Here is an 18,246-nt window from a genome sequence, read left to right on the forward strand (position 1 = left end):
TTATTTTTCACAAAGTTCTGTCAATACCCCCATGGTTGATTTCGGGTGCAGGAAAGCAATATGCAATCCTTCTGCTCCTTTACGGGGAACCTTGTCAATCAAACGGACTCCTGCTTCTTCAGCCTGCGTCAAAGCATTTGCCACACCGTCTTCTATGGCAAAAGCCACATGATGCACGCCCATCCCGCGGTTTTCAATAAACTTGGCTATGGTACTGTCCGGGCCCGTCGGTTCCAATAATTCGATTTTTGTGTCACCACATTTCAAAAAAGCAGTCTTTACCTTCTGGTCTTCTACGGTTTCTATGTTATAGCATTTCAATCCGAGGACGTTTTCATAATAAGGAAGGGCTTCTTCAATACTTTTGACCGCTATGCCCAAATGTTCAATGTGAGAGATTTTCATAATAGAATTGTTTTTATGGGTATTAATTTAAAGTTGTGTCTCAGATACACACAGACAAAGAAAAGAAAATTGCGGTGAAAAAAGAAACTTTTTGACGATTTTTTCAAAGAATACCCGTTGTTTAAAGAGAGCTTAATCCATTTATGTCTTCCCTCCCAACAGCTATACATAGATTTTGGTGAGTAACCGGTTGAGCCATCCCCAACGCACATGAAACCAACGACGGCTGCTCATCTGCTTTCCTCCGAAACGCAGAATGAAGTCGCGATACCCATATTTTTTAAAAGGCAGACCGGCATCAATGAACTCAAAATGATCGCACCCTTGTGTACGGGCATACAAAATAGCTCCCCATACAGCCAGCACACCTGGATACTGCAAAGGATAACTTTTCCGCATCCCTCCGGAAAACAAAAGATAAGCATCACTCCCCGAAAACAGACATACGGAGCCCCCGATAATCTTGTCTTTATAACGCACGATAAAAATCTTTCCACAATGGGAAGAATACTCCAATAAGGTACTGAAAAATCCTATATCCGGTAAATAACGGTGAATCTTGGGGGAATAATAACGCTTGAGCATACTGAAAAAAGCATTGAGCTCTTCTTCCGTACGTGCGACGTCGATGACTGCCCCATTCTTCAATCCATGGCTGATTTGCTTTTTACGGGAAGCACTCATCCATTTATCCAAGGAATCATGGTGGAGAGAATTGCGTACCCGAAGCCAGCGGACTGGAAAATAACCGTTCCGACGGAAATAACGATATCCAAACAAAGGCTCTTCCAAATTGCGAAACTCCAGTATAAAAGCCCGTTCAGAAAATTGAATGGTGAAATACGACAGCAACTCCCGAAAAATCTCTTCTTTCCGGTAAGAAGACGGGAAATATTCACCCACTCCATACGCATAGCCTTTCTTTACAAAACGACATAGACGTGTACTTCTACGTAAGATACACAATAATTTCCCAATAGGAGTTTCCCCTTCGTAGGCCACCAGCAAACGTGGGCAGTATCCATTCGTCTGTTCCAGTACATGAAACAGCTCGGTAGAATGAAAGATGTTGGAACCCGGCAAGTCGGGCACATCCTTAGCGTGATAATATGTAGCTAAACGGATGCTCATGCCATGCAAATTTACATTTTTTTATTGAGGATTTAACTGGGAAGCCTTATATTTGTCCACACAAATTTATTTTTTATGAAAAACTTCAGTGATTTAATCAGAAACAGACGAAGCATGCGTAAATTCACGGGTGAGGAACTTACCCAGGACCAGGTGCTCACGCTATTGAAAGCTGCGCTGATGTCTCCCTCTTCCAAGCGCTCCAACTGCTGGCAGTTTATTGTCATCGACGACAAAGACATGTTGGAAAAGCTGTCTCTCTGCAAGGAATCGGGAGCTGCCTTTGTAAAAGATGCCGCTATAGCCATTGTAGTTACAGCCGACCCGCTTGCAAGTGACGTCTGGATCGAAGATGCCTCCATTGCTTCTGTCATGATACAGCTGCAAGCCGAAGATTTAGGACTGGGAAGCTGCTGGATACAAGTCAGAGAACGCTTCACAGCCAACGGTGTGCCTGCCAATGAATATATCCATGAACTACTGGACCTCCCCCTGCAGTTACAAGTACTTTCCCTCATCGCCATAGGCCACAAAGGCATGGAGCGCAAGCCTTTCGACGAGTCACACCTGCAATGGGAAAAGGTACACATCAATAAATACGGAGGGAAATAATGGCTACAGCAACAGGTAAACACAAGGATACGTACCGGGCTACCGCCGTTTTCCTCGTACTGACGGGACTACTCTATCTGATTGACAAATGGGTAGGGTTTGGTCACATCGGATTGCCGTGGATGATGCAGAAGGATACCATGCTGCTCTATGCTGCCGTGATTTTCCTATGGTTCAAAAGTGACAAGTCGGTAGGTCTTATTCTGTTAGGTATCTGGCTGATACAAAACATCGGCCTGGTAATTTCTCTGCTGGGACAAATGTCAACCTTCCTGCTGCCTGCCGTACTGCTAATCATCGGAATCCTGTTATATTTCTTATCTTCACGCGGATGATGAACACAAAAAAGAAATCGATTGTATGTATCGGGGCCGGTAACGTAGCGACCCATATTTCAAAAGCCTTGCAACAAAAAGGCTTCCGATTACAGCAGGTATACAGCCGAACCGAAAACTCAGCCCGTACGTTGGCCGACATACTAGGATGCAAATGGACAAACCAACTGGCACAAGTTTATGAACAAGCGGATGTCTACATTGTCTCAGTCAAGGATGCTGTATTGGAAACAGTCATTGACCAACTGGCCCATTGCAATCCCGACGCACTCTACCTGCACACGGCCGGAAGCATGCCTATGGAGGTGTGGGAAGGGAAACAGAAAAACTATGGTGTGGCGTATCCCATGCAAACTTTCAGCAAACAACGAGAAGTGCGCATCGAAGAAGTACCCTTCTTCATCGAAGCCAACTCGACTGAAAACCTTTCGCAGCTCCGGGAGATTGCCGAAAGTTTGAGTCCCAAGGTGTATGAAGCCACTTCTGCACAACGGAAATACCTGCACATCGCAGCCGTATTTGCCTGCAACTTCAGCAACCACATGTATGCCATTTGCGAACACCTGCTCACGACTCATCAATTGCCTTTTGAAACTATGCTCCCCCTGATTGACGAGACAGCCCGGAAAGTACACAAGCTGCCACCCGTCGAAGCGCAGACAGGCCCAGCCCGACGGTATGACGAGAATGTCATCCACCGCCATCTGGACATGCTGAAGGAAGAAGAACCACAACTGGCAAAAATCTACCAACTGCTGAGCCAGCATATCCACCAATATGAAAATGAAAAACAGAAATAAGATTCTCTATATGATTAACTACGATTTAACGAAAATAAAAGCTCTGTTCTTCGACGTGGACGGAGTATTGAGTGCAGAAACCATCTTCCTGCACCCGGATGGAGAGCCGATGCGCTCTGTCGACATCAAAGACGGATACGCCCTTCAGCTGGCCGTGAAATGTGGCCTGCATGTAGCCATCATCACAGGTGGAAAAACGGAAGCTGTCCGCAAACGTTACGAGGGACTGGGCATCAAGGATGTCTACCTAGGAGCTGCCATAAAGACCCGCGAATACAAGGAACTGCTGACTAAATATAACCTGAAACCGGAAGAAGTACTTTACATGGGTGACGATATTCCCGACTACGAAGTGATGCAACTGGTAGGACTGCCTTGCTGCCCGGCCGACGCTGCTCCGGAAATCAAAGCCATCAGTAAATATATTTCTCACTGCAAAGGCGGATATGGTTGCGGACGGGATGTCATCGAACAGGTACTGAAAGCACAGGGAAAATGGATGGCAGGACAGGCCGCTTTCGGATGGTAATTATTAAAAAACTGACAGAAATATGAGACCATTGGAAAATATTCAGCACTATAAAATTGTATTGGCTTCCAATTCTCCACGCCGACGGGAACTGTTGAGCGGACTGAACGTAAACTACACAGTAAAGGTGCTGCCGGGAATCGACGAAAGTTATCCAGACAATTTGGAAGGAGAGGAAATCCCCATGTACATCTCACGCAAAAAAGCGGATGCCTATCGCAATTCCATAGGAGAGGATGAACTGATTATCACAGCAGATACAGTAGTATATATCCACGGGAAAGTATTAGGCAAGCCTAAATCACTGGAAGAAGCCAAAGAAATGCTACGGGAACTTTCCGGCGACACCCATCAGGTAATCACTGGCGTGTGTCTGACCACTCGAGAAACACAGCGCACGTTCTCGGCTGTGACACAAGTCACCTTCGATGTGCTGACTGAAGATGAAATTGACTTTTATGTAGAGAAATACCATCCACTAGACAAAGCAGGCGCCTACGGAGTACAAGAATGGATTGGCTTTGTAGGTGTATCGAAACTGGATGGATCGTATTTCAATGTCATGGGACTTCCGGTACAGCGCCTGTATCAGGAACTCAAAAAGCTTTAATGAAACTGGCATAAAAGGGCTGAAAAGGTTTTTCGGCCCTTTACTTTTGCCTGCCAGACAAGACTAAAAGCATATCGTTCAGGAATCATTTTCAATACAGTCTGTGCCAAGTTCTGCTGACGGTCTGCTACAAACTGAGGACGGAGACTGTGAAATTCTCGTCTGGCCTCACGCACGGCTTTTACATTGGCCCAGTCACCTTTCAGCAGCCAGACAAGAGCCGCACAATAATCCAAGAAAGTCCGTATGCGCATCACTGGAGCCAGCTCTTCTTCCGGCAAATTTTTATACAGCATCAGCAGATTATTCCGGAAATTCAGAAAGGTTTTCCGAGGATTGTCTTTCTTCAGAGTGGCTCCTCCCACATGATATACCGTACTCGAAGGGACACAGACCAACTGATATCCCCGGCTACGCAAGCGCCAGCACAAGTCAATTTCTTCCATGTGGGCAAAGAAGCGAGCATCCAGGCCTCCCACCTTACGATAGACCTCCAAGCGAATCATCAACGCTGCTCCGGTAGCCCAAAACACTGGGACAATTTCATCATACTGCCCTCTATCCTCTTCTACTGCATCGAATACCCGTCCACGACAGAAAGGATATCCGTAACGGTCTATAAACCCGCCCCCGGCACCGGCGTATTCAAACATGTTTCGATGACGATAAGACAGAATTTTAGGCTGACAAGCAGCAGTATCCGGATGAGTATCCATATAAGCCACCATATCCTGAAGCCAACCTTCAGTCACCTCTACATCACTATTCAACAAAACCACATATTCGGCCTCAACTCGCTGTAAAGCCCGGTTATATCCCTCAGCAAAACCGTAGTTTTTGTCCAAACGTATCAAATGTACAGAAGGAAATTCTTTTTCCACCACCGCACACGAATCATCGGTAGACGCATTGTCTGCTACATACACCACTGTTTCTTCCTCACAGGAACCGGCAACTACCGACGGAAGGAACTGACGAAGCATCGCTTCGCCGTTCCAGTTCAAGATGACCACTGCTGTCTTTATCATAAAATTGTTCCTTTAAGCGAGGTTTCGTCTTCATTGAAATCCCCTAAACGTACTTTCACCAGATGATTGTCCAGCTTCTCATCGTGGGCCAATTCAACCCGGATATAGTTTTTCGTGAAACCGTGCATAGGTGTACCTGCCTTGGATTTTTCCATCAACACTTCAGCCTCCTGTCCTATATGACGGGCATAAAAAGCCTTGGTTTTCTCATCCGATAACTCAAGCAGACGCTGACTTCTGGCATGCTTCTCAGACGCAGGAACTACATAGTCTATTTTTAAAGCCTGTGTACCGAGGCGCTCGGAATAGCTGAACACGTGCAACTGTGTCACATCCAAGCTTTTGATAAACTCATACGCACGTTCAAAATATTCAGGAGTTTCTCCCCGCGTTCCCACAATCACATCCACACCAATAAAAGCATCAGGCATCAAGGACTTGATTTTAGCTACCTTCTCTGCAAACAAAGCGGTATCATAACGGCGACGCATCAACTTCAGCACTTCATCGCAACCAGACTGCAAAGGAATATGGAAATGAGGCATGAAACGATGGGAACAAGCTACATACTCAATGATGTCATCCGTCAACAGATTAGGTTCGATAGAAGAGATACGATAACGCTCAATTCCTTCCACCTCATCCAGCGCCTTCACCAAATCGAAAAAGGTTTCTCCAGTAGTTTTTCCAAAGTCGCCAATGTTCACTCCTGTCAACACAATTTCTTTTCCACCTTCTGCTGCCGCCTGACGAGCCTGTGCCACCAAGTCTTCAATCTTCCCGTTCCGGCTCCGCCCACGGGCAAAAGGAATTGTACAGTAAGAACAGAAATAATCACAACCATCCTGTACCTTTAAAAAATAGCGGGTACGGTCACCGCGTGAACAAGAAGGTGAAAAAGTACGGATATCTTTCGTGGCAGTAACAACCGACTCACCGTGGGCATGCTTTTCCAGATTACCCAAATATTTCATAAGTTCACCTTTCTGTTCAGCACCTAACACCAAATCAACCCCTTCTATCTCAGCCACCTGTCCCGGCTTTAATTGTGCATAACATCCGGTCACCACAATAAATGCTTCGGGATGCTGACGGGAAAGACGATGAATGGCTTGACGGCATTTTTTGTCAGCCATCTCCGTTACCGAACAGGTATTGATCACACAAATATCTGCTTTCTCACCTTTCCGGGCTGTGCGAACTCCTGCTTCTTTCAAAGTCTTACCGATGGAAGACGTTTCGGCAAAATTCAATTTACAACCCAGCGTATAATAAACAGCTACTTTATCCTGAAAAATAGTTGTATCAATCATATCTCTTTTATCATTTTAGAAGTCTGCAAAGTTACATATAATTCACGACTCTTGAAACGAGTTTGTATGGATTGACTCCCTAATTAGAAGTTTTTGGAGACTTTTCGGGCTTTACTGGAAAAATTATCAAATTAAGAAATAAAATAACATGTTTTGCAACACATTATCATTCAGGGAGATAAGTTTTAAAACATATTTTTTTGAAAAAAAATCGCCTAAAAGTGAACAACGTATCAGAAAAGTCTATATCTTTGCAACGTTTTAAGAAAACAACATAAGTATTACAGATTAAAAAGCAAAGAAAATGAAAAAATTAGTATTTTTGTTCGTAGCATTTGCTGCAGTTTCTTTCGCTTCTTGCGGAAACAAAGCAGCTAACAGTGAAGCAGCAGCTGATTCAGATTCAGTAGCAGTAGTTGAAGAAGCAGCTCCGGTTGTTGATTCAGCAGCAGTAGTTTGTGATTCAGCAGCAGTAGCTGGTGACTCAGCAGTAGTAGCTGAATAATCTCGAACATCAGAGAGAATTGAAAGTCTGTAAGCTCAGCCTACAGACTTTTTTTATGCCTTTTTGCAACTTCAGACAACTCATCCCACCCCTTTATTATATCTTTAAACCCGAATATTACACATCGCTTCATCACTCTTCTGAAAGGTTCTCCTTAAAAGGATTACGTTTCAACAAATCCCTCCCTCTATATCCGACTGAAATCATTCCATCTAATTTACCCCAAAAATAAACTTCCAGTCACTTTTACATAACGTTCGAAAAAATAAAAAACCCCGAACAGACATACATCCATTCGGGGGATTTATCAAGTATTTACAGATACAAATTAAGCTTCTTCTGCAACAACTTCGAAAGGAATTTCTACAGAAACTTCCTTGTGAAGTTTAACAATAGCCTTGTAGTGTCCAACTTCTTTTACATTGTCTTTTACCACAATAATCTTACGATCAATGTTGTGACCCAACTTAGCCAATTCATCAGCAATCTGAATGCTGCCTACTGAACCGTAGATTGAACCAGTTGCACTAACCTTAGTAGCAATAGTCAATGAAACGCCCTTCAGTGTTTCTGCTACAGCTTCAGCATCTTTCTTAATCTTCTCCAATTTATGAGCACGCTGCTTCAATTCTTCAGCCAACATTTTCTTTGCAGCCGGAGAAGCAATCACTGCTTTACCAGTCGGAATAAGATAGTTACGACCATAACCAGACTTAACGGTTACAATATCATTCTTGTAGCCCAAGTTAACTACGTCTTCTTTCAAAATCAGTTCCATATTCTTATTCCTCCTTTATTATTTCATCATATCAGTTACGAAAGGCAGCAAAGCCAAGTGACGAGCTCTCTTAACAGCCTGCGCAATACGACGCTGGAACTTCAATGAAGTACCTGTAATACGGCGCGGAAGGATCTTTCCCTGTTCGTTCAAGAATTTCTTCAAGAATTCAGGATCTTTGTAGTCGATATACTTAATACCGCTCTTTTTGAAACGACAGTATTTTTTCTTCTTCACGTCTACTGAAGGCGGAGTTAAATATCTGATTTCTGATTGTTGCTGTGCCATGATTAGTTTTCCTCCTTTTTAGTTGATTTTACATTTCTTCTCTTAGCAGCGTATTCTGCAGCATACTTATCCATCTTGAAAGTCAAGAAACGGATTACACGTTCGTCACGACGGTAGTTTACTTCCAGCTTCTCGATTACAGACGGTTCTGCTTTGAATTCAATCAGCTGATAGAACCCTGTAGATTTTTTCTGAATTGGGTAAGCCAATTTCTTCAATCCCCAGTTTTCTTCATTGATGATCTCCGCACCTTCCTGAGTCAGGATAGCTTTGAACTTCTCTACCGCTTCCTTCATCTGAACATCAGACAAAACGGGAGTTAAAATGAAAACGGTTTCGTATTGATTCATACTATTCGTTAATTAAATTATTAATAATGATTTTTATTTGCGCGGCAAAGGTACAACTTTTCAATCAAGGAACCAAAGTTTCCCAGCAATTTATACAATAAAGATTCTTAAAAAGAAGAATAATACCCCGCAAACAACGCTTTTCCTATTTCAATATACATGAAATATCGTATATTTGCAAAGTTGTTTAAACAATAATTACATGATAGAACAGTTCAATTTTGACATTCAACTAATATTTGCTATCCTAAATGGGAAAGTATCTGCCGCCATCAACCGTAAGTTAATCCGCAACTTCCGCTTGAACGACATGGAAATTACTCCTGAACAATGGACCGTGCTACTCTACTTATGGGAAAAAGACGGAGTAACCCAACAAGAATTGTGCAATGCCACTTTCAAAGATAAACCCAGTATGACCCGCTTGATTGACAACATGGAAAAACAGCACTTAGTAATACGTGTACCAGACAAGAAAGACCGCCGCACCAATAAAATCCATCTGACCGAAAACGGAAAGAAGCTGGAAGAGAAAGCACGGTTCATTGCCAACAAGACATTAAAGGAAGCCTTGCACGGACTTACTCTGGAAGAACTGAGAGTAAGTCAGGAAGTACTTCGTAAAATATTCACCAACACCAAGGACTAGATGCGGATTTCACTATAGCTGCTGCCTGCAAGAAAGCTAAAAATCATTACATTTGTCAAGCTTTTATAAAAGGCAGTATATATATGCTTGAATTTCCGTTTTTTTTCACGAAATAATTTTTTGAATAGAAGAATTATGCTTTAATTTGTAACCATGAATAAATAAACCATAAAAAGAAGACACACATGAAAAGCTTATTACAGAATTTAGGAGTGATATTAGTCATCATTGGTGCTGTGATTCTCATTGCAAGCTATGCAGTAGGTAATGTGAACAACAACGCCGTATTAGGAGGTTCCTTGGCACTTGTGGTGATAGGACTAATTGCTTACATCATCCTGAACAAAAGAATTACAGACTGAATTTCCTCAGCCGACAAACAGCAATAAAAAAGCCTGAATCGAAAAATTCAGGCTTTTTTATTGCTCATTCGCAAACTTATTCTCATTCACCTTCCGGAGTTATCAATTTATATCCCTTACCGTGAATATTGATGATTTCAATCGAATCATCTTCCTTCAAATGTTTACGCAACTTAGTGATGTACACATCCATACTTCTTGCATTGAAATAATTGTCATCAATCCAAATTGTCTTCAATGCAAAATCACGCTGCAGAATTTCATTAGCATGTGCACAAAGCAAGCCCAGCAATTCAGACTCTTTGGTAGTCAACTTCGTCTGCTTGTCTCCGATAGACAGAATCTGCTTCTGAGTATCGAACGTAAAGCGGCCAATTTTATACACCGTACTTTCACGGTTGCGTTTGCCACGCACACGGCGCAAGATTGCTTCAATACGGAAAGTCAATTCCTCCATACTGAAGGGTTTTGTGATATAATCATCCGCACCAATCTTAAAGCCTTCCAGGATATCTTCCTTCAAAGTCTTTGCCGTCAAGAAAATAATAGGCACTTCCGCATTTGCCTGACGGATTTCCTGCGCCAAGGTAAAGCCATCTTTTCTTGGCATCATCACATCGGTCACAACCAAATCATATTTACTTTTCAGAAAAGCCTTAAAGCCCACTTCTCCATCCGGAAAAAGATCAGCATTATAACCTTTCGCCTGTAAATATTCTCTCAAAAGCATGCCAAGATTCTCATCATCTTCGCATAACAAAATACGCAATTTGTCGTCCATATCTTATTCTTCTTTAAATAGTGGTATCGTAATTATAAACTTTGTTCCTACATTCAATTCACTTTCAGCCCGAATAGAACCTTTATGATCGGTAATTATCTTTTTCACGTAAGCCAGTCCAAGCCCAAAGCCTTTCACATCGTGCAGGTTCCCCGTATGAACACGGTAGAACTTATCGAATATCTTCTTCAGATTTTCCTTCTTGATACCAATCCCGTTATCTTCGATAGATATGCATAGCTTACCCGTCTCATTCCAAGTCTGAATTTTCAATGCTATATCCCGATCCGGGCTCTTATATTTGACCGCATTATCCAGCAAATTGAATATCACATTCGTAAAGTGCATCTCGTCCACAAAAATCACCGGATCCTGTGCATTCAATTCCGCATCCAATGTACCGTTATTCTTTTCGACCTTCAAACGGAAGGTATTCACCACTCCGTTAATCAACTCATGGGCATCAATTTCCTTCTTTTTCAGTGTCACGCTCTGTCTTTCAAACATAGACATCTGCAGCACCTTTTCCACCTGGAATCTCAGACGCTTCGTCTCATCATTAATAACCCCTGAGATATGCTTGAACATGACAGGCGATTTGCCCACTGCCGGATCATTCAACATCTGTGCAGCCAAAGATATGGTAGAAATCGGAGTCTTAAACTCATGCGTCATATTATTAATGAAGTCATTCTTAATCTCTGTCAGACGTTTCTGCCGGAAAATAATATAAATGGTGAAAATAAAGGTAATCAACAATACCACCGTAAAAATAATGGAAGGTATCATGAATTTCACCGAACTAAAAATATAGTTGTCCAGCGTCGGGAAGAAGATATTCACAAAGCCCATTTTAGCTGGAGGGTCTTTTTCAAAAATCAGCCTTGAATAAACCTTCTCATCATCATGCACATAATCCGAGCAGCGATACACTTCTTTCCCATCCCGGTCTGTTACCGAAAAATGATAAGGTATGTCAATCCCGTTATTGAACAGTTCCGTTTTCAGAAAATGGTCAAGCTGCTTAAAGTTTATCCTTTCCTTTAACGGTTTGTCACTTGCAGTATAAAGAATATTATAGACCACTTCATCAAGCAACGCACGCTGATACACGTAACGTTCCTTCAATACCTCCTGCAAAGCACGTGAGGTTTGTGGAATGGTCCTTCCCGTAGAAATCACGACTTTCGGCACATTGGAAGGCCGGTTCATGATTGTCTTCAATTCAAACGTAGAATAAGTAGAACCGTCGGGAGCCGTAATCGTATATTGATGATGCTCCACTACATTCTCTCCTGCGTCATTTCTCTCCTGATATCTCTTCGATAAAAGTGCAGCCCGTTCTTGCGCCGCCACATCTTTTTCAAGATATCTTTTTGTTTCTACCAGTTCCAGATTATGCACAGCCTTACCCAGACTGCGGTTCACATTCTCTTCAAACTGGCTGCGCCGCATTTTGACCATCTCTTCAATATAACTCACCTGCAAATAAAGCAAGCTTAAAAAAGACAGTCCCATTACAACTCCTAATATCCAAATAGTAGATTTTTTCATACGGGCAAATTTAACAACCTCACAAATACATCACTAGTTGCTTAACAAGCTTTAAACCGGTGTTTGTTGTATATTAACCAAAATCCAGATTTTACCTCATAAAATATTCATCATCGTCACTTTTTCACCCACACACATCGCAAAAATAATAAAATATTAGATTAATAACAAATAAACAAGTCACTTTGTTTAAGCAAAGTTAAACAAAAAAGGCGGCGTTTTTTAAGAAACACCGCCTTTTTATCTATAAAAATCACAACTAGCAGTTATGCTTCGTCTTTTTCTTGCTCTTCAAATTCTTTCATCAACTTGGTCTGTACATCCGTCGGAACCAGCTCGTAACTGGCAAACTTCATGATAAATGAGGCACGGCCTCCGGTCAACGAGCTCAAGGCTGTAGAATAGTTCGACATTTCTTTCAAAGGAACTTTGGCACTCAGCTTTTCATAACCTTTTTCACTGGTCATACCCATAATCATACCGCGACGTCCCTGCATATCGCTCATCACATCACCCAATTTATCACTTGGCACAAACACTTCCACATCATAAATCGGTTCCAGAATCTTCGGACCGGCATTCTTGAAAGCCTCACTGAAAGCATGACGTCCCGCCAACATAAAGGAAATTTCATTGGAGTCTACCGGATGCATCTTTCCATCATACACAATGACACGTACGTCACGTGCATAAGAACCGGTCAACGGACCTTGCTCCATACGGCTCATGATACCTTTCAGAATGGCCGGCATGAAACGTGCATCGATGGCTCCACCTACCACACTGTTCACAAATACCAATTTCCCACCCCATTCCAGGTCGATTACTTCCGTACCTTTCACATTCATCTTATATTCCTGTCCGTTGAACTTGTAGGTTTCCGGAGCTGGCATACCTTCATAATATGGCTCTACAATCAAGTGTACCTCACCAAACTGACCGGCACCACCCGACTGCTTTTTATGACGATAGTCGGCACGCGCAGCCTTCGTGATGGTTTCACGATAAGGAATCTTCGGCTCATAGAACTGGATAGGCAATTTCTCATTGTTTTCCAGACGCCATTTCAACGTGCGCAAATGGAACTCACCTTGTCCGTGCACCAGAATCTGACGCAGCTCTTTAGATTGCTCTACGACCCATGTCGGATCTTCCTCACGCATACGGTTCAATACCGCCATCATCTTTTCCGTATCCGCTTCATTAACCGGTTTGATGGCTCTTGTATATTTCGGATTCGGATACTTGATAAAATTGAAACGGTTTTCACAATCCTTGCCATTCAAGGTATTTCCAGTCTTTACGTCTTTCAGTTTCACCGTACAACCGATATCTCCCGCACGAAGCTCATCCACCTTTTCACGGTTTGCTCCTGCACACACGTACAATTGGGCCATACGTTCTTTGGAGCCTCTATCCGCATTGCTCAAGTCATCCCCTTCATGCACGACTCCACTCATAACCTTGAAATACTGTACATCACCGATATGAGGTTCTACAGCCGTCTTAAAGAAATAAAGCGAAGTCGGACCATTCGGATCTGGAGGAACAGGCACACCGCGTGTGTTATGCACCACAGGCATTTCATCTACAAATGGAACCACATTTCCAAGGAATTCCATCAAACGGCGGACCCCCATATCTTTTCCCGCACAAACGCAGAATACAGGGAACATCCCTCTGGCTGCCAAGCCCTTGCGGATACCTTCACGCATCTCGTCTTCCGTCAGCGATTCAGCCTCAAAGAACTTCTCCATCAGGCTTTCATCATGTTCCGCAGCGGCTTCCACCAAAGTCTTATGCCATTCCTGTGCCTTTTCCATCTCTTCCGCCGGAATATCTTCGATGGTAGGTGCTCCACCGTCCGGACCCCAAGAATATTTCTTCATTAAAAGTACATCAATCAACGAATTGAAGTCGGGTCCTGTAGCCAACGGATACTGAACCGGGACAACCTTAGAGCCATAGTTCTCTTTCAACTGTTCAAGCACATGGTCGAAATCACATTTTTCACTATCCAGCTGGTTTACCAGGAAAATCACCGGTTTACCCAGCTTTTCTGTATAACGGAAGTGATTCTGCGTACCCACTTCCGGACCATATTGCCCGTTCAGCAACAAGATGGCAGTATCAGTCACATTCAACGCGGTAATGGCAGCCCCTACGAAGTCATCACTTCCCGGGCAGTCTATGATATTGAGTTTCTTCCCGTTCCATTCCACATGATATACAGTAGAAAACACTGAATATCCGTATTCCTGCTCCACCGGGAAATAATCACTCACTGTATTCTTGGCAGTAATTCTTCCGCGACGTTTTATAATACCACTCTCATAGAGCAAGGCTTCTGTGAGAGTGGTTTTACCTGAGCCGTCATTACCGAGAAGGGCAATGTTCTTGATTTCGTTTGTCTGATATACTTTCATGGTATTTCAAGATTTAGTTTAGTAACGAAAGGATATGCTTTTCATATCTCTTATTTTTTAACGAAGCGCAAATTAGAGATTATAATTCAGAAAAACAATAAAAAGTTTCGTGTTACTAAACTATGTTTTCAGACATAGTAATCTGGAATTCCTTCAATCCTCCCCAAATTATCCGTATATTTACGCCCGTAAAACCCATTTTATAGTTGATTGATTATGGCTGGAATTTATCTGCACATCCCCTTCTGCAAACGGCGATGCATCTATTGTGACTTCTTTTCTACCACCGAAAATGAAAAGAAAGAAGCTTACATTCAAGCCCTCGTCAAAGAGCTGGAACTCCGGAAAGACTACCTGAGTGAAGAAACCATAGATACCATTTATCTGGGAGGAGGCACCCCTTCCCAGCTGGAAGAAAAAGACTTTGCCCAACTGTTCGACCATATATATAAGGTATATCCCGTAAACCCTGCAGCCGAAATCACACTCGAAGCCAATCCGGACGATTTGACACCGGCCTACGTAAACATGCTTCGCGGCCTTCCGTTCAACCGGCTGAGCATGGGCATACAGACTTTCAAGGAAGACACTCTCCGCCTGTTGCATCGCCGACATACAGCTACTCAAGCCCGACAAGCGTACCAGCGCTGTCGGGAAGCCGGATTTCATAACATCAGCATCGACTTGATGTACGGACTACCCGGCGAAACACTGGAAGACTGGCAGAAGGACTTGCAAACGGCCATCAGCATGCACCCGGAGCATATTTCTGCCTATCATCTGATTTATGAAGAAGGTACCCCCTTGTGGAAACTGAAAGAAGCCCACAAAGTAGAAGAAACCGATGAAGACCTGAGTGTTTCCTTATTCAAGGAACTGATTCATACCTTGAAAGCTTATGGATACGAACATTATGAGATTTCCAATTTCTGCCAGCCTGGGTATTATTCACGCCACAATTCAAGTTACTGGACGGGCAAAAAATACTTAGGTTGCGGGCCTTCCGCCCATTCATACGACGGTATCTCCCGCCAATGGAATATCGCCTCTCTTTCCCGATATATACAAGGTATCCAACAGGGAACACCCTATCTGGAAAAGGAAGAACTTGATCTTTATACCCGCTACAACGACTTCGTCATCACACGACTGCGTACCTCCAGCGGTATCCCCACTGCTGTTCTAAAAGAAACATTTGGAGATATGCTATATAATTACTGCATGCGCATGGCTTCCCCCCACCTGCAACAAGCACTATTGACATGCGACAATCATATTCTGAAGCTGACCGAGAAAGGTATATTTATTTCCGACGGAATCATGAGCGACCTGCTTTGGGTGGAAGGTTAGATTATTTAACAGTTTCCCGATAGGGGATTTACAGTTTATCTGCGTTTTCTTAGCAAAACCCCTAAAAACAAATGTCATGGAAACTCAAAAAGTAATTCTTCCTTTCTTTTACGCGTTGTTCCTTCCGGACTTCACTCCAGAGAACAAGCCCGATTCCTGTCCGACGGAAAACAATGAAAAATCACACTCCCAACCAACCTGTTCTACTGCCCAGAATACGCTGGAAAAGAAATGAATCACTCAAGACATTTTTTTATTCATTCAAACCTATCCAAAAAATCCCGGAATAAGACAGAAGTACCACTTCCATCTCATTCCGGGATTCCTCTTATCGCTTAATAATATAAAGCCCTCTTATTTGGCCAGGCTGTACACGATATCCATAATCTGCTTGCCCAACTCCTCTGCCGCTTCCATGGTAGAAGCTTCCGAATACACACGGATAATCGGTTCCGTATTACTCTTGCGGAGATGTACCCACTTGTCCGGGAAATCAATCTTCACTCCGTCGATATCATTGATTTCTTCGTTCTTGTACAATTCCTTCACCTTCGCCAGAATTGCGTCTACATCCGTTTCAGGAGTCAGGTCAATACGGTTCTTGGCAATGAAATAGTTCGGATAAGTGGCACGCAGCTCACTCACCTTCTTTCCTTCATGCGCCAGATGGCTCAGGAAGAGAGCGATACCCACCAAGGCATCCCGTCCATAATGAGATTCCGGATAAATTACCCCGCCGTTTCCTTCTCCACCAATCACGGCATGAGTTGCTTTCATCTTGGCAACCACATTCACTTCGCCTACGGCAGAAGCATTGTATTCCATACCATATTTGCGAGTCACATCACGCAACGCGCGAGTAGAGCTCAAGTTGGAAACCGTATTACCCGGGGTGTGTTTCAACACATAGTCCGCTACAGTGACCAGCGTATATTCTTCTCCGTACATCGCTCCATTCTCACAAATAATAGCCAAGCGGTCTACATCCGGGTCTACTACGAAAGCCACGTCACAAGTACCTTTCTTCATCAATCCCATGATATCGCCCAAGTTTTTTTCCAACGGTTCGGGATTGTGCTGGAAATCACCCGTCGGTTCGCAATACAGTTTTTCCACATGCTGCACGCCCAACTGTTCCAGCAACTGAGGAAGTACGATTCCCCCTACTGAGTTCACACAATCGATGGCGACACGGAAATTAGCCTTACGAATAGCCTCTACGTCCACCAGCTTCAGAGCCAGGACACTGTCGATATGTTTCTGATTGTATGTATTGTCTTCACGGTATTTACCGATATGATCCACATCCGCAAATTCAAACTCTTCAGCAGCTGCAATACGCAACACTTCGTTCCCTTCAGCCGCATTCAGGAATTCACCATGCTCATTCAACAACTTCAGAGCATTCCATTGTCTCGGATTATGACTTGCAGTCAGAATAATTCCACCGCAAGCTTCTTCCATTGTCACCGCCAGTTCTGTGGTAGGAGTAGAAGCCAGTCCGATGTTCACCACATCGAATCCCATTCCCATCAACGTTCCACAAACCACATTCTTCACCATCTCACCGGAAATACGTGCATCACGTCCTACTACAATCTTATTGGTTTTGATGGTAGTCGTCTTCCGGATCAATGTGGCATAGGCAGAAGTGAATTTCACGATATCCAAAGGATTCAATCCTTCACCGGCATGGCCGCCTATCGTACCACGAATACCGGAAATAGATTTAATAAGTGTCATAAATAAAGGTTTTAGTTATTTAGGTTATCTTGTCATGTTATAGGTTAGTTCATAAAAGCAAGGATATACCGACTGGGTAGCAGAAGACGTTCCCTCACTGTGCGGCACAATCAGTTTCACACGTGCAATCTTCTCCGAGTCATTTGTCCGTCCCGGCTTTAAATAACGCAGAGGAATCAACCATCCTGAAGGTACAGCTACCGTGCCATACGTCCCATACATACTATAGTCATCACTGCGGGTAAATGAAGCGGAATAAGATTCGCCACTAATGGTCAATTTAAAATCCTCTCCATTAATCGTATAAGAAGGATTGGCCACGTGCATGTTGGCCAGCAGGGTATCTCCGGCTGTCATACCCAAATCACTTCTTGTCTGTAGAGCCACTTCCACAAAACGGGCCACCATGTCATAGGTTCCATTGCCCAGCACTTCCTTACCCGGACCTCGGTTATCCACGTGCATGTAAACCCCGCTTTCATCCAGCAACACATATTCATTCTCTTTGGTAGTAGAGTCCTGCGCTGCAAAATCCGCTTCCGAAATTACCTTGATGTCATTCTCCAAAATATACTTATTGATGGCATCGGCTTCTTCTTCCTTCATTTCTGCGTATGTCTTTCCATTGTTACAGCTTTGCAAAGCAAACATCATCAGGCCCACTACAGCCAAGAGCAAATTGTTCTTTTTCATATTA

22 protein-coding genes are annotated in these 18,246 nt (G+C 43.3%); 10 read left to right on the plus strand and 12 right to left on the minus strand.

The window, feature by feature from the left end:
• Entirely contained in the window at positions 1–405 is a 405-nt protein-coding gene (gene mce, locus OIM59_RS13170) for a methylmalonyl-CoA epimerase (protein WP_299171385.1), read from the minus strand.
• A gap of 162 nt (positions 406–567) precedes the next feature.
• Complete coding sequence (locus tag OIM59_RS13175; protein ID WP_299171382.1) at positions 568–1,536, minus strand: GNAT family N-acetyltransferase; 969 nt, start codon at positions 1,534–1,536, stop codon at positions 568–570.
• Between the two features lie 75 nt (positions 1,537–1,611).
• Here OIM59_RS13175 and OIM59_RS13180 point away from each other — a divergent pair, with 75 nt between their 5' ends.
• From OIM59_RS13180 to OIM59_RS13200, 5 genes are read left to right on the plus strand one after another with little or no spacing between them, the layout of a single operon-like run.
• Positions 1,612–2,148, plus strand: coding sequence for a nitroreductase family protein (locus tag OIM59_RS13180; RefSeq protein ID WP_299171380.1), 537 nt, complete (start codon positions 1,612–1,614; stop codon positions 2,146–2,148).
• Positions 2,148–2,483: a hypothetical protein gene (locus OIM59_RS13185; protein WP_299171378.1), complete on the plus strand. Its 336-nt coding sequence runs from the start codon at positions 2,148–2,150 to the stop codon at positions 2,481–2,483. The genes OIM59_RS13180 and OIM59_RS13185 overlap by 1 nt, the downstream gene beginning before the upstream one ends.
• The gene (locus OIM59_RS13190; RefSeq protein WP_299171375.1) at positions 2,480–3,283 is read left to right on the plus strand and encodes a Rossmann-like and DUF2520 domain-containing protein; all 804 of its coding nucleotides are present in this window, start codon (positions 2,480–2,482) and stop codon (positions 3,281–3,283) included. Before OIM59_RS13185 ends, OIM59_RS13190 begins: the two co-directional genes overlap by 4 nt.
• 10 nt (positions 3,284–3,293) lie before the next feature.
• Positions 3,294–3,812 (plus strand): HAD family hydrolase, encoded by a 519-nt coding sequence (locus OIM59_RS13195; RefSeq protein WP_299171373.1) that lies wholly within the window; start codon positions 3,294–3,296, stop codon positions 3,810–3,812.
• Between the two features lie 22 nt (positions 3,813–3,834).
• Entirely contained in the window at positions 3,835–4,422 is a 588-nt protein-coding gene (locus OIM59_RS13200) for a Maf-like protein (RefSeq protein ID WP_299171370.1), read from the plus strand.
• On the opposite strand, the gene OIM59_RS13205 is transcribed toward OIM59_RS13200, so the two are convergent.
• Together OIM59_RS13205 and mtaB are read right to left on the minus strand one after the other, a co-directional pair.
• On the minus strand, positions 4,419–5,450 hold the full coding sequence (locus tag OIM59_RS13205; RefSeq protein ID WP_299171368.1) for a glycosyltransferase family 2 protein: 1,032 nt from the start codon (positions 5,448–5,450) through the stop codon (positions 4,419–4,421). The genes OIM59_RS13200 and OIM59_RS13205 overlap by 4 nt on opposite strands.
• The gene (gene mtaB / locus OIM59_RS13210; protein ID WP_299171364.1) at positions 5,447–6,763 is read right to left on the minus strand and encodes a tRNA (N(6)-L-threonylcarbamoyladenosine(37)-C(2))-methylthiotransferase MtaB; all 1,317 of its coding nucleotides are present in this window, start codon (positions 6,761–6,763) and stop codon (positions 5,447–5,449) included. Before mtaB ends, OIM59_RS13205 begins: the two co-directional genes overlap by 4 nt.
• A gap of 304 nt (positions 6,764–7,067) precedes the next feature.
• Here mtaB and OIM59_RS13215 point away from each other — a divergent pair, with 304 nt between their 5' ends.
• Entirely contained in the window at positions 7,068–7,268 is a 201-nt protein-coding gene (locus OIM59_RS13215) for a hypothetical protein (RefSeq protein ID WP_148329349.1), read from the plus strand.
• 328 nt (positions 7,269–7,596) lie between these two features.
• Here the strand turns inward: OIM59_RS13215 and rplI are convergent, their stop codons facing one another.
• The 3 genes from rplI to rpsF are packed head-to-tail and all read right to left on the minus strand — an operon-like array spanning position 7,597 to position 8,684.
• Complete coding sequence (gene rplI, locus OIM59_RS13220) at positions 7,597–8,046, minus strand: 50S ribosomal protein L9 (protein ID WP_022353203.1); 450 nt, start codon at positions 8,044–8,046, stop codon at positions 7,597–7,599.
• An 18-nt stretch (positions 8,047–8,064) separates the two neighbouring features.
• Entirely contained in the window at positions 8,065–8,334 is a 270-nt protein-coding gene (rpsR, locus tag OIM59_RS13225) for a 30S ribosomal protein S18 (RefSeq protein ID WP_005841178.1), read from the minus strand.
• Positions 8,335–8,336: 2 nt separating this feature from the next.
• The gene (gene rpsF / locus OIM59_RS13230; protein WP_007563184.1) at positions 8,337–8,684 is read right to left on the minus strand and encodes a 30S ribosomal protein S6; all 348 of its coding nucleotides are present in this window, start codon (positions 8,682–8,684) and stop codon (positions 8,337–8,339) included.
• 202 nt (positions 8,685–8,886) lie between these two features.
• Between rpsF and OIM59_RS13235 the strand changes: the two genes are divergently transcribed.
• Positions 8,887–9,333: a MarR family winged helix-turn-helix transcriptional regulator gene (locus OIM59_RS13235; protein ID WP_072543361.1), complete on the plus strand. Its 447-nt coding sequence runs from the start codon at positions 8,887–8,889 to the stop codon at positions 9,331–9,333.
• 185 nt (positions 9,334–9,518) lie between these two features.
• A complete protein-coding gene (locus OIM59_RS13240; RefSeq protein ID WP_167363326.1) occupies positions 9,519–9,695 on the plus strand; it encodes a hypothetical protein in 177 nt (58 codons plus the stop codon).
• 82 nt (positions 9,696–9,777) lie between these two features.
• Here the strand turns inward: OIM59_RS13240 and OIM59_RS13245 are convergent, their stop codons facing one another.
• The 3 genes from OIM59_RS13245 to OIM59_RS13255 form a co-directional block, all read right to left on the minus strand.
• Positions 9,778–10,476: a response regulator transcription factor gene (locus OIM59_RS13245; RefSeq protein WP_007563193.1), complete on the minus strand. Its 699-nt coding sequence runs from the start codon at positions 10,474–10,476 to the stop codon at positions 9,778–9,780.
• Positions 10,477–10,479: 3 nt separating this feature from the next.
• Positions 10,480–12,030: a sensor histidine kinase KdpD gene (locus OIM59_RS13250; protein WP_299171353.1), complete on the minus strand. Its 1,551-nt coding sequence runs from the start codon at positions 12,028–12,030 to the stop codon at positions 10,480–10,482.
• 266 nt (positions 12,031–12,296) lie between these two features.
• Positions 12,297–14,456 carry a translation factor GTPase family protein gene (locus tag OIM59_RS13255; protein ID WP_299171351.1) on the minus strand — a complete coding sequence of 720 codons (2,160 nt, stop codon included), beginning with the start codon at positions 14,454–14,456 and terminating at the stop codon, positions 12,297–12,299.
• Positions 14,457–14,672: 216 nt separating this feature from the next.
• Between OIM59_RS13255 and hemW the strand changes: the two genes are divergently transcribed.
• Complete coding sequence (gene hemW, locus OIM59_RS13260) at positions 14,673–15,806, plus strand: radical SAM family heme chaperone HemW (RefSeq protein ID WP_299171347.1); 1,134 nt, start codon at positions 14,673–14,675, stop codon at positions 15,804–15,806.
• Positions 15,807–15,882: 76 nt separating this feature from the next.
• Positions 15,883–16,041, plus strand: a complete 159-nt coding sequence (locus tag OIM59_RS13265) for a hypothetical protein (RefSeq protein WP_299171345.1) — start codon at positions 15,883–15,885, stop codon at positions 16,039–16,041.
• A gap of 119 nt (positions 16,042–16,160) precedes the next feature.
• Here the strand turns inward: OIM59_RS13265 and glmM are convergent, their stop codons facing one another.
• Both glmM and OIM59_RS13275 read right to left on the minus strand, forming a co-directional pair.
• Complete coding sequence (glmM, locus tag OIM59_RS13270; protein WP_299171343.1) at positions 16,161–17,549, minus strand: phosphoglucosamine mutase; 1,389 nt, start codon at positions 17,547–17,549, stop codon at positions 16,161–16,163.
• A 24-nt stretch (positions 17,550–17,573) separates the two neighbouring features.
• On the minus strand, positions 17,574–18,242 hold the full coding sequence (locus OIM59_RS13275) for a DUF4827 domain-containing protein (protein WP_299171341.1): 669 nt from the start codon (positions 18,240–18,242) through the stop codon (positions 17,574–17,576).
• Positions 18,243–18,246 lie beyond the last annotated feature (4 nt).

The sequence above is a fragment of the Bacteroides mediterraneensis genome, from assembly GCF_025993685.1.
In the GTDB taxonomy this organism is placed as follows: Bacteria; Bacteroidota; Bacteroidia; order Bacteroidales; family Bacteroidaceae; genus Phocaeicola; species Phocaeicola mediterraneensis_A.